Below are 13,581 nucleotides of genomic sequence, written 5' to 3'. Positions count from 1 at the left end.
CGCCCCTGCGGGGCGGCGCCCATCCTCCTGCCGGGCCAACGAACGGCGGAGGGGATTCACTCCCACCGGAAGAGCTTCGCGGCGGCGCCGAGTCCGAGGACGGCCCAGGCGGCGAGCACGCCCGCGTCCCCCCAGGGCAGCGCGGCCCCGTGCTGGAGCACCTCGCGCAGCCCGTCGGACAGCGCCGAGATCGGCAGCAGACCGAGTACGGACTGCACGGCGCCGGGGAACTTCTCCATCGGCACGATCACCCCGCCGCCGACCAGCAGCAGCAGGAACACCAGGTTGGCGGCGGCCAGCGTGGCCTCCGCCCGGAGGGTGCCCGCCATCAGCAGCCCGAGCCCGGAGAAGGCGGCCGTGCCCAGCAGGACCAGCGCGGCGACGGCGAGGGGGTTCCCGTGCGGGGACCAGCCCAGAGCGAAGGCGATCACCGTCAGCAGCGCGATCTGCAGCACCTCGGTGACCAGTACGGACAGGGTCTTGGCGGCCATCAGCGCCCACCGCGGAAGGGGTGAGGCGCCGAGCCGCTTGAGCACCCCGTAACGGCGGTCGAAGCCGGTGGCGATGGCCTGCCCGGTGAAGGCGGTGGACATCACCGCCAGCGCCAGGATGCCGGGAGCGAGGAAGTCCACGGACTTCTCGGCTCCCCCCTCCTCAAGGGGCACGGTGACGATGTCGACCGCCGAGAAGAGCACCAGCAGCAGCGCCGGGATGATCACGGTCAGCAGCAGCTGCTCCCCGTTGCGCAGCAGCATCCGGGTCTCCAGCGCGGCCTGCGCCAGGATCATGCGGGACACGGGCGCGGCCCCCGGATTGGGGGCGAACGTACCGGCGCTCATGCGCGCAGCTCCTTACCGGTGAGCTCCAGAAAGACGTCTTCGAGGGTGTGCCGCTCCACCGAGAGGCTGCTCGGCATCACCCCGTTCTGTGCGCACCAGGAGGCGACGGTCGCCAGCATCTGCGGGTCCACGGCGCCGGTGACCCGGTAGACGCCCGCGCTGAGCTCGGCGGCCTCGGTGCCGTCGGGCAGTGCCTTCAGGAGCGAGCCGAGGTCGAGGGCGGGTCGGCCGGTGAAGCGCAGGGTGTTCTCGGCGCCGCCGCGGCACAGCTGCTCGGGGCTGCCGTGGGCGATGACCCGGCCCGCGTCGACGATGGCGACCTCGTCCGCGAGCTGCTCGGCCTCGTCCATGTGGTGGGTGGTGAGGACGACGCCGACCCCGTCGGCGCGCAGCTCCCGTACGAGGTCCCAGGTCGCCCGGCGGGCCTGCGGGTCCAGACCCGCGGTGGGCTCGTCCAGGAAGACCAGCTCGGGGCGGCCCACCACGGCCATGGCGAGGGCGAGGCGCTGCTGCTGGCCGCCGGAGAGCCGGCGGTAGGCGGTGCGGCCGCAGCCGCCCAGCCCGAGCCGCTCCACCAGGACGTCCACGTCGAGGGGGTCGGCGTACAGCTTGGCCATGTGGCGCAGCATCTCCACGGCGCGGGCGCCGGAGTACACCCCGCCGGACTGGAGCATCACGCCGATCCGCGGGCGCAGCGCCTCGGCCTGGGTGACCGGGTCGAGGCCGAGGACGCGGACGGTGCCGGCGTCGGGGCGGCGGTAGCCCTCGCAGGTCTCCACGGTGGTCGTCTTGCCCGCGCCGTTGGGACCGAGGACGGCGGTGACCGAAGCCTTGCCGACGGTGAGGTCCAGGCCGTCCACCGCTGTTCTGGGTCCGTACCGCTTCACCAGTCCGCGGATCTCCACGGCGGGGTCATTGCTCATGCGGGTGAGTCTACGGAGCCGGAGAGGGGGTCCCGGGTCCCGGGGTCGGAGGCGTACGAACCTGCGAATCCATGACTTTTTCAGCCGTGCGGCCCTGGACGGCCCCGTCGGTTTCGGTGATCTTCTCTGCCGTTCGATGTTCGCCGTGCCGGGGAACGCCGTGGGCAGGGGATTGCTGGTGGGGGCCGTGAACCGGTTCGCGGGAGGGCCGGTGCGGCAACGGAGCACTGCCCGCCGATTAACTCTGCGTAGAGAGATTAGGTAACCCTTAGTGATAGAGGCCACCAGGAGTGGCGTCGGTCACGGCTTGTCGGGGCTCGACTAATTACGCAACAATGGCGTTGTGAAATACGGCGAACGGATGCTCGAGACCCCTCAGGGGGAACTCGCTACCGGGGAGCGGTCAACCCGCAACCGGGTCGCGCGCTCCATCCTGGACCACGGTCCGTCCACCGTCGCCGACCTCGCCGCGCGTCTCGGCCTCACCCAGGCCGCCGTCCGCCGCCACCTCGACACGCTCGTCGCCGACGACGTGGTCGAAGCCCGTGAGCAGCGCGTCTACGGCACGCGCACCCGGGGCCGGCCCGCCAAGGTCTTCGCGCTGACCGACTGCGGCCGCGACGCGTTCGACCAGTCCTACGACTCGCTCGCCGCGGACGCACTGCGCTGGATCGCGCAGGCCGCCGGCGGAGGCGAGCAGGGGGAGGCGGCCGTCGCCGCCTTCGCCAGGGCGCGGATGGACGCACAGGCCGAGACCTACCGGGAAAGCCTCGACGCCGCCGCCCCCGCGGAGCGCACCGAGGCCCTTGCCAAGGCGTTGACCGCCGACGGGTACGCTGCTACGGCGAAGAGCGCTCCCGGTCCGCACAGCGGTGAACAGCTCTGCCAGCACCACTGCCCGGTCGCCCATGTCGCCGAGCAGTTCCCGCAGCTGTGCGAGGCGGAGACCGAGGTCTTCTCCCGCCTGCTCGGGACGCATGTGCAGCGCCTCGCCACGATCGCCCACGGCGACGGGGTGTGCACCACGTTCATCCCGCGAGGCGCGGGCACCGCACAGACCGACACATCAGTATCTGCAAGCACGGCCGGGAGGAACCCCGCATGACCACGGAGACTGCTCACCCTGAGCTCGATGGCCTGGGCACCTACGAATATGGCTGGGCCGACTCCGACGCGGCCGGTGCCGCTGCCAAGCGGGGTCTGTCCGAGGATGTCGTCCGCGACATCTCGGCCAAGAAGAACGAGCCGGAGTGGATGCTGAAGCTCCGTCTCAAGGGCCTCAAGCTGTTCGACAAGAAGCCCATGCCGACCTGGGGCTCCGACCTCTCCGGCATCGACTTCGACAACATCAAGTACTTCGTGCGTTCCACCGAGAAGCAGGCCGCTTCGTGGGAGGAGCTGCCGGAGGACATCAAGAACACGTACGACAAGCTCGGCATCCCGGAGGCGGAGAAGCAGCGCCTCGTCGCCGGTGTCGCGGCCCAGTACGAGTCCGAGGTCGTCTACCACCAGATCCGTGAGGACCTGGAGGAGCAGGGCGTCATCTTCCTCGACACGGACACCGCGCTCAAGGAGCACCCGGAGCTCTTCCAGGAGTACTTCGGCACGGTCATCCCGGTCGGCGACAACAAGTTCGCGTCGCTGAACACCGCCGTGTGGTCGGGCGGCTCGTTCATCTACGTGCCCAAGGGCGTCAAGGTCGACATCCCGCTCCAGGCCTACTTCCGTATCAACACGGAGAACATGGGCCAGTTCGAGCGGACGCTGATCATCGTCGACGAGGACGCCTACGTCCACTACGTCGAGGGCTGCACCGCCCCGATCTACTCCTCGGACTCGCTGCACAGCGCCGTGGTCGAGATCATCGTGAAGAAGGGCGGCCGCTGCCGCTACACGACCATCCAGAACTGGTCGAACAACGTCTACAACCTGGTCACCAAGCGCGCCGTGGCGTACGAGGGCGCGACCATGGAGTGGATCGACGGCAACATCGGCTCCAAGGTCACCATGAAGTACCCGGCCGTCTACCTGATGGGCGAGCACGCCAAGGGCGAGACCCTGTCCATCGCCTTCGCGGGCGAGGGCCAGCACCAGGACGCCGGCTCCAAGATGGTCCACATGGCGCCGAACACCTCCTCCAACATCGTCTCCAAGTCGGTGGCTCGAGGCGGCGGCCGCACCTCGTACCGCGGCCTGGTCGAGATCGGCGAGGGCGCCCACGGCTCCAAGTCGAACGTGCTCTGCGACGCGCTCCTGGTCGACACGATCTCTCGCTCGGACACGTACCCGTACGTGGACGTCCGCGAGGACGACGTCTCCATGGGCCACGAGGCCACGGTCTCCAAGGTCTCCGACGACCAGCTCTTCTACCTGATGAGCCGCGGTCTGACGGAGTTCGAGGCCATGGCCATGATCGTGCGCGGCTTCGTCGAGCCCATCGCGCGCGAGCTGCCCATGGAGTACGCACTGGAGCTCAACCGGCTGATCGAGCTGCAGATGGAGGGTTCGGTCGGTTAATCCCGCCCGCCCCGAATCTGCAGCACGACCTTTGACGTAGACCCTGTTCTTTTAAGAGAGCGAGCAAGACGACAGCCATGGCTGAGGCTCAGAACATTCCGGCGGGTTCGACCACCGCCGGCGCGATCGCGGTGGCCGCCGAGTCCACCGTCGCCACCCGGATGAGCGCACCCCCGTCCTTCGACGTGGCGGACTTCCCCGTCCCCCACGGCCGCGAGGAGGAGTGGCGGTTCACCCCGCTGGCGCGCCTGCGTGGTCTGCACGACGGCACCGCGGTCGCCAACGGCACCATGAAGGCCCAGATCGACGCGCCCGAGGGCGTCACCGTCGAGTCGGTGGAGCGCGACGACGCGCGCATCGGCAAGGCCGGCACCCCGGTGGACCGGATCGCCGCCCAGGCGTTCTCGTCCTTCGCCAAGGCCACGGTCGTCACCGTGCCCAAGGAGGCCGTCCTGACCGAGCCGGTGCGCGTCTCGCTGCACGGAGAGGGCGGCACGACCTTCGGGCACACCGTCTTCGACGTACAGGCCTTCGCCGAGGCCGTCATCGTCATCGACCACACCGGTGACGGCGTGCGTGCCGCCAACGTCGACTTCCTGGTCGGCGACGGCGCCAAGGTCACCGTCGTGTCCGTGCAGGACTGGGACGACACCGCCGTCCACTGCTCCCAGCACAACGCGCTGGTCGGCCGTGACGCGACCTTCAAGTCGATCGTGGTCACCTTCGGCGGCGACGTCGTACGCCTGCACCCGCGGGTCAGCTACGCGGGCCCCGGCGGCGAGGCCGAGCTCCTCGGTCTCTACTTCACGGACGCCGACCAGCACCAGGAGCACCGCCTCCTGGTCACGCACGACGCCCCGCACTGCAAGTCCCACGTGGTCTACAAGGGTGCGCTGCAGGGTGAGGGCGCCCACGCCGTCTGGATCGGCGACGTCCTCATCGAGAAGAGCGCCGAGGGCACCGACACCTACGAGATGAACCGCAACCTCGTCCTCACGGACGGCGCGCGGGTCGACTCGGTGCCGAACCTGGAGATCGAGACCGGCGAGATCGTCGGCGCCGGCCACGCCTCCGCGACCGGCCGCTTCGACGACGAGCAGCTCTTCTACCTGCAGGCCCGCGGCATCCCGGCCGGCGAGGCCCGCCGTCTGGTCGTGCGCGGCTTCTTCGCGGAGCTCGTCCAGCAGATCGGTGTCCCGGACATCGAGGAGCGCCTCCTCGCCAAGATCGAGACCGAGCTCGAGGCGTCCGTCTGATGACCTACGTCAAGGCCTGTGCGCTGAGCGAGCTGGAGGAGAACACCCCGAAGCGGGTGGAACTCGACGGCACGCCGGTGTCCATCGTCCGTGCCGAGGGGGAGGTGTTCGCGATCAACGACATCTGCTCGCACGCGAACGTCTCGCTCTCGGAGGGCGAGGTCGAGGACTGCATGATCGAGTGCTGGCTGCACGGGTCGGCCTTCGACCTGCGCACCGGCAAGCCGTCCGGTCTGCCCGCGACCCGCCCCGTTCCCGTATACCCCGTAAAGATCGAAGGGGACGACGTGCTCGTCTCCCTCACCCAGGAGTCCTGAGGTATCCATGGCAACGCTTGAAATCCACGACCTGCACGTCTCCGTCGAGGCCGAGAACGGCGCCCGCGAGATCCTCAAGGGCGTCGACCTCACCGTCAAGCAGGGTGAGACGCACGCCATCATGGGTCCGAACGGCTCCGGCAAGTCCACCCTGGCGTACTCGCTCGCCGGTCACCCGAAGTACACCATCACCGGTGGCACCGTGACCCTCGACGGCGAAGACGTCCTGGAGATGTCCGTCGACGAGCGCGCCCGCGCCGGCGTCTTCCTCGCCATGCAGTACCCGGTCGAGGTCCCCGGCGTCTCGGTCTCCAACTTCCTGCGTACGTCGGCCACCGCCATCCGCGGCGAGGCGCCGAAGCTGCGTACCTGGGTGAAGGAGGTCAAGTCCGCGATGGAGCAGCTCCAGATGGACCCGGCCTTCGCCGAGCGCAACGTCAACGAGGGCTTCTCCGGCGGTGAGAAGAAGCGCCACGAGATCCTCCAGCTGGAGCTCCTCAAGCCGAAGATCGCGATCCTCGACGAGACCGACTCCGGCCTCGACGTCGACGCCCTGCGCATCGTCTCCGAGGGTGTCAACCGTGTCCGCGAGACCGGTGAGGTCGGCACGCTGCTGATCACCCACTACACGCGCATCCTGCGCTACATCAAGCCCGACTTCGTGCACGTGTTCGCGAACGGCCGGATCGCCGAGTCCGGCGGCGCCGAGCTGGCGGACCAGCTGGAGGCCGAGGGCTACGACAAGTACGTGAAGGGTGGCGCGACCGCGTGACACAGCTGCCTGGCCTCCTCGACATCGAGGCGATCCGCAAGGACTTCCCCCTTCTGGATCGTGTGGTCCACGACGGGAAGAAGATCGTTTACCTGGACAACGCGGCGACCTCGCAGAAGCCGCGCCAGGTGCTCGACGCGCTGAACGAGTACTACGAGCAGCACAACGCCAACGTCCACCGCGGCGTGCACGTGCTCGCCGAGGAGGCCACGGCGCTGTACGAGGGCGCCCGCGACAAGGTCGCCGCCTTCATCAACGCGCCGAGCCGCGACGAGGTGATCTTCACCAAGAACGCCTCGGAGTCGCTCAACCTGGTCGCGAACATGCTCGGCTGGGCGGACGAGCCCTACCGGGTCGACCGCGAGACCGAGATCGCCATCACGGAGATGGAGCACCACTCCAACATCGTCCCGTGGCAGCTGCTCTCGCAGCGCACCGGCGCGAAGCTGAAGTGGTTCGGCCTGACCGACGACGGCCGGCTCGACCTGTCCAACATCGAAGAGGTCATCACGGAGAAGACGAAGATCGTCTCCTTCACGCTGGTCTCCAACATCATGGGCACGATCAACCCGGTCGAGGCGATCGTCCGCCGCGCGCAGGAGGTCGGCGCGCTGGTACTGATCGACGCCTCGCAGGCCGCTCCGCACATGCCGCTGGACGTGCAGGCGCTCGGCGCCGACTTCGTGGCCTTCACCGGCCACAAGATGTGCGGTCCGACCGGCATCGGCGTGCTCTGGGGCCGCCAGGAGCTGCTGGAGGACCTGCCCCCGTTCCTCGGTGGCGGCGAGATGATCGAGACCGTGTCGATGCACGCCTCGACGTACGCCCCGGCGCCCCACAAGTTCGAGGCGGGTACGCCCCCGATCGCCCAGGCCGTCGGCCTCGGCGCGGCCGTGGACTACCTGACCGCGATCGGCATGGACAAGATCGCCGCGCACGAGCACGCGATCACCGAGTACGCGGTGAAGCGCCTCCTGGAGGTCCCCGACCTGCGGATCATCGGCCCCACCACGGCCGAGGACCGCGGCGCCGCGATCTCCTTCACGCTCGGTGACATCCACCCCCACGATGTCGGCCAGGTTCTGGACGAGCAGGGCATCGCGGTCCGTGTGGGACACCACTGCGCGCGCCCGGTCTGCCTGCGCTACGGAATTCCCGCGACCACGCGAGCGTCTTTCTACCTGTACTCCTCTCCGGCCGATGTCGACGCACTGATCGACGGGCTGGAGCACGTACGGAGCTTCTTCGGATGACGAGGAACACGACGAAGGCGTTGGGGCCGCAGTGAAGCTGGATTCGATGTACCAGGAACTGATCCTGGACCACTACAAGCACCCGCACGGGCGTGGCCTGCGCGACGGCGATGCCGAGGTGCACCACGTCAACCCGACGTGCGGCGACGAGATCACGCTGCGCGTGAAGTACGACGGCGAGACGCTGACCGACGTCTCGTACGAGGGCCAGGGCTGCTCCATCAGCCAGGCCAGCGCGTCCGTGCTGAACGAGCTGCTCGTCGGCAAGGAGCTGGCCGAGGCGCAGAAGATCCAGGGTGTGTTCCTGGAGATGATGCAGTCGAAGGGCAAGATCGAGCCCGACGAGGCCATGGAGGAGGTGCTGGAGGACGCGGTCGCGTTCGTCGGCGTCTCCAAGTACCCGGCTCGCGTGAAGTGTGCTCTGCTGAGCTGGATGGCCTGGAAGGACGCGACCGCTCAGGCACTGGGCGACGGCGCGGAGAGGGAGACGGCATGACCGAGAACGCGACGCCCGAGGCGTCGATCAAGCCGGCCACCGAGGAGGAGGTCCGCGAGGCCCTCTACGACGTGGTCGACCCCGAGCTGGGCATCGACGTCGTCAACCTGGGCCTGATCTACGGCATCCACATCGACGACGCGAACATCGCCACCCTCGACATGACGCTGACCTCGGCGGCCTGCCCGCTGACGGACGTCATCGAGGACCAGGCGAAGTCGGCGACGGACGGCATCGTCAACGAGCTCCGCATCAACTGGGTCTGGATGCCCCCGTGGGGCCCGGACAAGATCACGGACGACGGCCGCGAGCAGCTGCGCGCGCTCGGCTTCAACGTCTGAGCCGTATCGCTTCACGAAGGGCCCCCGGCACCGCGCCGGGGGCCCTTCGCGCGCTCCGGGTGCTTTCGGGAGCGCGTGCTCCGAGATGCCCTGCGTGTTCGTCCGGCGGACGATTGAAGTGCACCGGGAGTTGGCCACGGTGGCCGAATCTTCTCGACGGCCGTCACGGCGTGACGTGTGGTTCGCGCTCGGCTCGACTCGTGGGGACACCGATGAAGAAGCAGCTTGGTATCGCAGGGACCGCGGCGCTGGTCGTCGCCGGGACGCTCACGGCCGTGCCCGCCCAGGCGGTGACGTACGGGACGCCGACCATCAGCCTGTCCGCGGCGTACCTGTCCGGCGCCATCGGCGCGGTCGGCGACCCCGTGGTGAACGTGACCGTGGGTCAGAGCGGCGCCGACGTGTCCGCGCTGACGGTCAGCGCGTCCGCGTCGAGCAAGGCCTCGGTCGCCGGCACGGGCGACGTGACCGTCACCGGGGCCGGGGCGGTGCGGCAGCTGGCCGTCACCGCGCGCGGCCGCGGCTACACCAACCTCACCGTCAAGGTGACCGGGCTGGGCGGCAAGACCGCCACCAAGACCCTGTACTACGCCGCCTCGGCCGCCGTGCAGAACCCGGCCGACGCACGCTATTTCACCGGCGCCTCGGACTCCTCGGCCGCCGTGGACGTCGGCGGCGGCTACACCGTGGTCGCCGACGACGAGAACAACGTGCTGCGGCTGTACGACCGTTCCCGCTCGGGTGCGCCGGTGAAGACCTGGGACTTCAGCTCGCAGCTCGGCGTCACCAAGGAGGTGGACATCGAGGGGGCGACCCGCATCGGCGACACCATCTACTGGACGGGCTCGCTCGGCAACAACAAGGACGGCGTGTACAAGGCGCCCCGGAACACGGTGTTCACCACCACGGTGACCGGCTCCGGTTCGGGTACGCAGCTCGCGTACGGGCGCTCGTACCAGCAGCTCCGCGACGACCTGGTCGCCTGGGACACGGCGAACGGGAACCGCTACGGCTTCGCGGCCGGGACCGCGGACGGGCAGGCGCCGAAGCAGGTCGACGGCTTCAACGTGGAGGGTCTGGAGTTCGCGCCCGGCTCGACCACGACCGCGTACCTGGGCTTCCGCGCCCCGCTGACGCCGGCCGCGCTCGACGGCAAGGCGCTGATCGTGCCGGTGACCAACTTCGACAAGGTCCTGTCGAGCGGAGCCGAGGCGACGTTCGGCGCGGGCATCGAGCTCGACCTCGGGGGCCTGTCGGTCCGCGACATCCGCAAGAACGCGGCGGACCAGTACCTGATCCTGGCCGGCTCCTGGGCCGCGGACGACAACTCGGACCCGTACGCGCTGTACCAGTGGGACGGCGTCGCGGGCCACGCCCCGGTCAAGCGGACCGACCTGCCGACGACCGACCCGGGTGGCTGGGAGGCCATCGTGGACGTGCCGGACCTGTCGGTGGCGGGGGCGCGGGTGCAGCTGGTCACGGACAGCGGGTCCGCGGACCTGTACGGGGACGGGGTCGAGGCCAAGGACCTGACGCACCCGGAGTGGAAGAAGGCGCGCGCGGCCTGGTTCACGCTGAACTGATCCCGGCCGACTGTTGTGTACGGGGGTACACAACGATGTGTACCCTCGTACACATGCCCTACGTACTGCTTGCCGCGGCCATCGCCGCCGAGGTGGCCGGGACCACCGCCATGAAGTTCAGCGACGGCTTCACGAGGCTGTGGCCGTCGCTGGGCACCCTGGTCGGTTACGCCGTCGCCTTCACGCTGCTCGCCCAGACGCTGAAGTCGATGTCGGTGGGCACGGCGTACGCGATCTGGGCCGGGGTCGGCACGGCCGCCATCGCCGCGATCGGGATGGTGCTCATGGGGGAGGCGGCCACCGCCACGAAGATCGCCGGGATCGCGCTGATCGTCGGCGGCGTGGTGCTGCTGAACCTGGGCGGGGCGCACTGATGGCCCCCGCGGGCACCGGCGGGCGCAGGTACGACCCGGAGCGGCGGCAGCGGATCATCGACGCGGCGATCCGGGTGGTGGGCGCCAAGGGCATCGCCGGGCTGAGCCATCGCAGCGTGGCGGCGGAGGCGGACGTCCCGCTGGGCTCGACCACGTACCACTTCAAGACGCTGGACGACCTGCTGGTCGCGGCGCTGCGGCAGGCGAACGAGGGCTTCGTGCCGGTGCCGGATGTCGACGACCCGGATCTGGCGGGGGCGTTGGCGCGACTGCTGGGGCAGTTCCTGACGGCGGACCGGGCGCGGGCGGAGCTGGAGTACGAGCTGTACCTGGCGGCGCTGCGGCGGCCGGCGCTGCGCCCGGTGGCGGCGGAGTGGTCGGAGTCGGTGTCGGCGGCCCTGGCCCGCAGGGTGGACCCGCAGACGGCGCGGGCGCTGGTGGCGGTGATGGACGGCATCAGCCTGCAGGTACTCCTGACGGACACGGAGTACGACGAGCCTTGCGCGCGCGAAATCCTGACCCGGGTCCTGGCCGGCGGCTCCGGCCCCGCCGGCGTCTGAGGCGCGGGGGTTCAGGGGCGGAGCCGCCGGGGGCGGGGTCCGGGCAGAGCCCCGGGAAACGGAGAAGGGCCGGGGCGGGGAGAAAGCCCCGCGCAGCGCCCCCCGGCCCCGGCGGCCGGGCAGCGGCCCCGGCGTCAGTCGCCGGCCCGGACCACGGCCAATGCCGCCGCGACGCTCGCCTCGATGTCCCGGATCGGATAGATCACCTCGCGCACCGTGCGCCCGCGGTCCACCACCAGCGTCAACCGCTTCAGCCGGCTCACCCCCGCCGCCCGGAACGTCGGCAGACGCAACGCCGCCGTCAGCGAAAGATCCGCATCCGAGAGCAGCGGAAACCGCAGCCCCTCCGACTCCGCGAACTCCCGCTGCTCATCGGGCCGCTGGGTCGACACCCCGTGGACCGTCGCCCCCGCCGCCGTGAACTCCGCCAGCTGGTCCCGGTACGTGCACGACTCGAACGTGCAGCCCTTCGCCCCGGGGATCCCCGCCCACCCCGGCGGGTAGGACTCGGCCCGGGCGTACGCGCCGGGGAAGCAGTACAGGACCGTGAACGGCGAGTCCGCCACCGGATCCCGGACCTCCCCGAACCGGTCCGGCAGCACCAGCTCGGGCAGCCGCGTGCCGCGCAGCGCGTGCACCCGTTCCGCCTCGCGCGAGGACTCCTGCGTCGTCGCCGTCATCTCTCCCTCTCCCAGGACCCATGCGTCTCCCCAGTCCTGGAGGGCCACCAGGACCGGCAGCAGCCCCCGCCCGCGCGGGGTCAGCCGGTACTCGTGCCGTACCGGGCGGTCCTGGTACGGCTCGCGCGTCAGCACCCCGGCTTCGACCAGCAGCTTCAGCCGCTCGGCCAGCACCTTCCGGGACATGCCCAGCTCGCGCTGGAACGCGTCGAAGCGGTGCACGCCGCGCGCGGCGTCGCGCACGATCAGCAGCGTCCACCAGTCGCCCACCACGTCGAGGGCCTGGGCGATGGCGCAGTCCGCGTCGTCGAGGTGTGTGCGCTGGGCCATGGGCACTCCTTTGTCCGTTGACCCAAGGCTGTCATGCTGACATAGTTAGTTCCTAAAGGGAACTCACTAGGGGTTCGGCCGGGATCTGCGGGGGAGCGGGCGGGCGTGGTGCAAGGTTTCAAAGACGTGCCCCGAGTGGTGTGGCTGCTGGCGGCCGGGGTGTTCGTCAACGCGGTCGTCAGCTTCACCTTCGTCTTCGTGTTCCTCTGCCTGACCGGCCCGCGCGGCCTCGGCGCCGCCCAGGCGGGCCTGGTCACCGGCATCGGCGGCATCGGCCTCGTCGCCGGGAACTTCACGGGCGGCTGGTACGGGGACCGCTTCGGCCACCGCCGGGTGCTGCTCGCCGCCTCCACCGCCGGCGGCCTCACCCTGATGTCCTTCCCGCTCCTGCCCACCGTCGGGCTCTACGCCGCCCTGCCGCTGGCCCAGTACGCCTCCGGCGTGGTCCGGGCCGCGAACTCCGCGCTGGTCGCCGTCACCGTCCCCGAGGGGGCCCGCCGGCAGGCCTTCGCCGTCGTCCGCTGCGTCTCCAACGGCGGCTTCACGCTCGGCCCGCCCCTCGGGGCCCTGATCGCGACCGGGCTCTCGTACGACTGGCTCTTCGTCGGCGACGGCCTCGGGACCCTGTTCCTCGCCCTCTGGACCGCGCGGGCCGTCCCGGCCCGCGGCGCCTCACGCACCGCCGCCGCGGCCCCGGACGGGGGTCTGGGCCGCGGCGTGTGGGAGGAACTCCGGGCCCGCCCGGCCGTGCTCGTCCTGCTCGGCGCGATCCTGGTGAGCGACCTCGTCTACCGCCAGCAGTACGGCACCTTCCCCGTCTTCCTCGCCGACCACGGCCTCGACACCCGGGCGTTCGGCTTCGTGATCGCCCTCAACGGCGCCGTCATCCTGCTGCTGGAGCTCCCGGCCGCCGTCGCGCTGCGCGCCCGGCCGCCGCTCCCGGTCATCGGGACCGGCCTGGTGCTGGTCGGGGCCGGGTACGCGGCGCTGCTGCCCGGGGCCGGGCTCGCGAACGCCGTGGTGATGATGGTGCTGCTGAGCCTCGGCGAGATCCTGTACAAGACCACCGCCACCGCGTACGTCGCCGACCGGGCGCCCGAGCATGCCATCGGGCGGTTCCAGAGCCTGTACGCGGGGGTCTCGGTCAGCGGTGTCGTCCTCGGGCCGCCGCTGGGCGGAGCCCTGTACGCGGCCGCGCCCGGGCTGCTGTGGCCGCTGTGCGCGGCGCTGGCGGCGGGCGCGGGCGGGGCGGTGCTGTGGGTGTCGGCGCGGCAGGGGCGACACGCGGGCCGACCGGCACATGAGACCGGTTCGCAACCTCAGGCCGTCGCCGGTTAGGT

Annotated in this window: 15 protein-coding genes; 12 read left to right on the top strand and 3 right to left on the bottom strand. The window is 70.4% G+C overall.

The genetic code is table 11. The features are described 5' to 3' along the window. Positions 1-56: 56 nt before the first annotated feature. Positions 57-839: an ABC transporter permease gene (locus tag AB0I68_RS00555; protein ID WP_363174945.1), complete on the bottom strand. Its 783-nt coding sequence runs from the start codon at positions 837-839 to the stop codon at positions 57-59. Beyond that, a complete protein-coding gene (locus AB0I68_RS00550; protein WP_363174944.1) occupies positions 836-1,762 on the bottom strand; it encodes an ABC transporter ATP-binding protein in 927 nt (308 codons plus the stop codon). Before AB0I68_RS00550 ends, AB0I68_RS00555 begins: the two co-directional genes overlap by 4 nt. A 361-nt stretch (positions 1,763-2,123) precedes the next feature. Between AB0I68_RS00550 and AB0I68_RS00545 the strand changes: the two genes are divergently transcribed. From AB0I68_RS00545 to AB0I68_RS00495, 11 genes are all read left to right on the top strand, one after another. Next, positions 2,124-2,867 (top strand): ArsR family transcriptional regulator, encoded by a 744-nt coding sequence (locus AB0I68_RS00545; RefSeq protein WP_363174943.1) that lies wholly within the window; start codon positions 2,124-2,126, stop codon positions 2,865-2,867. Next, positions 2,864-4,279: a Fe-S cluster assembly protein SufB gene (gene sufB / locus AB0I68_RS00540; protein ID WP_363174942.1), complete on the top strand. Its 1,416-nt coding sequence runs from the start codon at positions 2,864-2,866 to the stop codon at positions 4,277-4,279. The genes AB0I68_RS00545 and sufB overlap by 4 nt, the downstream gene beginning before the upstream one ends. A gap of 77 nt (positions 4,280-4,356) precedes the next feature. Continuing rightward, a complete protein-coding gene (gene sufD / locus AB0I68_RS00535) occupies positions 4,357-5,535 on the top strand; it encodes a Fe-S cluster assembly protein SufD (protein WP_363174941.1) in 1,179 nt (392 codons plus the stop codon). Further along, positions 5,535-5,852, top strand: a complete 318-nt coding sequence (locus AB0I68_RS00530) for a bifunctional 3-phenylpropionate/cinnamic acid dioxygenase ferredoxin subunit (RefSeq protein ID WP_363174939.1) — start codon at positions 5,535-5,537, stop codon at positions 5,850-5,852. Before sufD ends, AB0I68_RS00530 begins: the two co-directional genes overlap by 1 nt. 7 nt (positions 5,853-5,859) lie before the next feature. Further along, positions 5,860-6,624: a Fe-S cluster assembly ATPase SufC gene (sufC, locus tag AB0I68_RS00525; RefSeq protein ID WP_053785807.1), complete on the top strand. Its 765-nt coding sequence runs from the start codon at positions 5,860-5,862 to the stop codon at positions 6,622-6,624. Next, complete coding sequence (locus AB0I68_RS00520) at positions 6,621-7,877, top strand: cysteine desulfurase (RefSeq protein WP_363174938.1); 1,257 nt, start codon at positions 6,621-6,623, stop codon at positions 7,875-7,877. The genes sufC and AB0I68_RS00520 overlap by 4 nt, the downstream gene beginning before the upstream one ends. Positions 7,878-7,908: 31 nt before the next feature. Then, positions 7,909-8,373 carry a Fe-S cluster assembly sulfur transfer protein SufU gene (sufU, locus tag AB0I68_RS00515; protein WP_363174937.1) on the top strand — a complete coding sequence of 155 codons (465 nt, stop codon included), beginning with the start codon at positions 7,909-7,911 and terminating at the stop codon, positions 8,371-8,373. After that, a complete protein-coding gene (locus AB0I68_RS00510) occupies positions 8,370-8,714 on the top strand; it encodes a metal-sulfur cluster assembly factor (RefSeq protein ID WP_030388904.1) in 345 nt (114 codons plus the stop codon). The genes sufU and AB0I68_RS00510 overlap by 4 nt, the downstream gene beginning before the upstream one ends. A gap of 212 nt (positions 8,715-8,926) precedes the next feature. Then, positions 8,927-10,297, top strand: a complete 1,371-nt coding sequence (locus tag AB0I68_RS00505) for a DUF3616 domain-containing protein (protein ID WP_363174936.1) — start codon at positions 8,927-8,929, stop codon at positions 10,295-10,297. A gap of 53 nt (positions 10,298-10,350) precedes the next feature. After that, positions 10,351-10,671: a multidrug efflux SMR transporter gene (locus tag AB0I68_RS00500; RefSeq protein ID WP_363174935.1), complete on the top strand. Its 321-nt coding sequence runs from the start codon at positions 10,351-10,353 to the stop codon at positions 10,669-10,671. Next, on the top strand, positions 10,671-11,231 hold the full coding sequence (locus AB0I68_RS00495; RefSeq protein ID WP_363174934.1) for a TetR family transcriptional regulator: 561 nt from the start codon (positions 10,671-10,673) through the stop codon (positions 11,229-11,231). Before AB0I68_RS00500 ends, AB0I68_RS00495 begins: the two co-directional genes overlap by 1 nt. Positions 11,232-11,365: 134 nt before the next feature. On the opposite strand, the gene AB0I68_RS00490 is transcribed toward AB0I68_RS00495, so the two are convergent. Next, positions 11,366-12,241, bottom strand: a complete 876-nt coding sequence (locus AB0I68_RS00490; protein ID WP_363174933.1) for a winged helix-turn-helix transcriptional regulator — start codon at positions 12,239-12,241, stop codon at positions 11,366-11,368. 126 nt (positions 12,242-12,367) lie between these two features. On the opposite strand from AB0I68_RS00490, the gene AB0I68_RS00485 reads away from it, so the two are divergent. Then, on the top strand, positions 12,368-13,579 hold the full coding sequence (locus tag AB0I68_RS00485) for an MFS transporter (protein WP_363174932.1): 1,212 nt from the start codon (positions 12,368-12,370) through the stop codon (positions 13,577-13,579). Positions 13,580-13,581: the final 2 nt, after the last annotated feature.

This window comes from Streptomyces sp. NPDC050448 (assembly GCF_040655295.1).
Taxonomy (GTDB): domain Bacteria; phylum Actinomycetota; class Actinomycetes; order Streptomycetales; family Streptomycetaceae; genus Streptomyces.
This window is presented reverse-complemented; position numbering and strand designations above follow the sequence as displayed.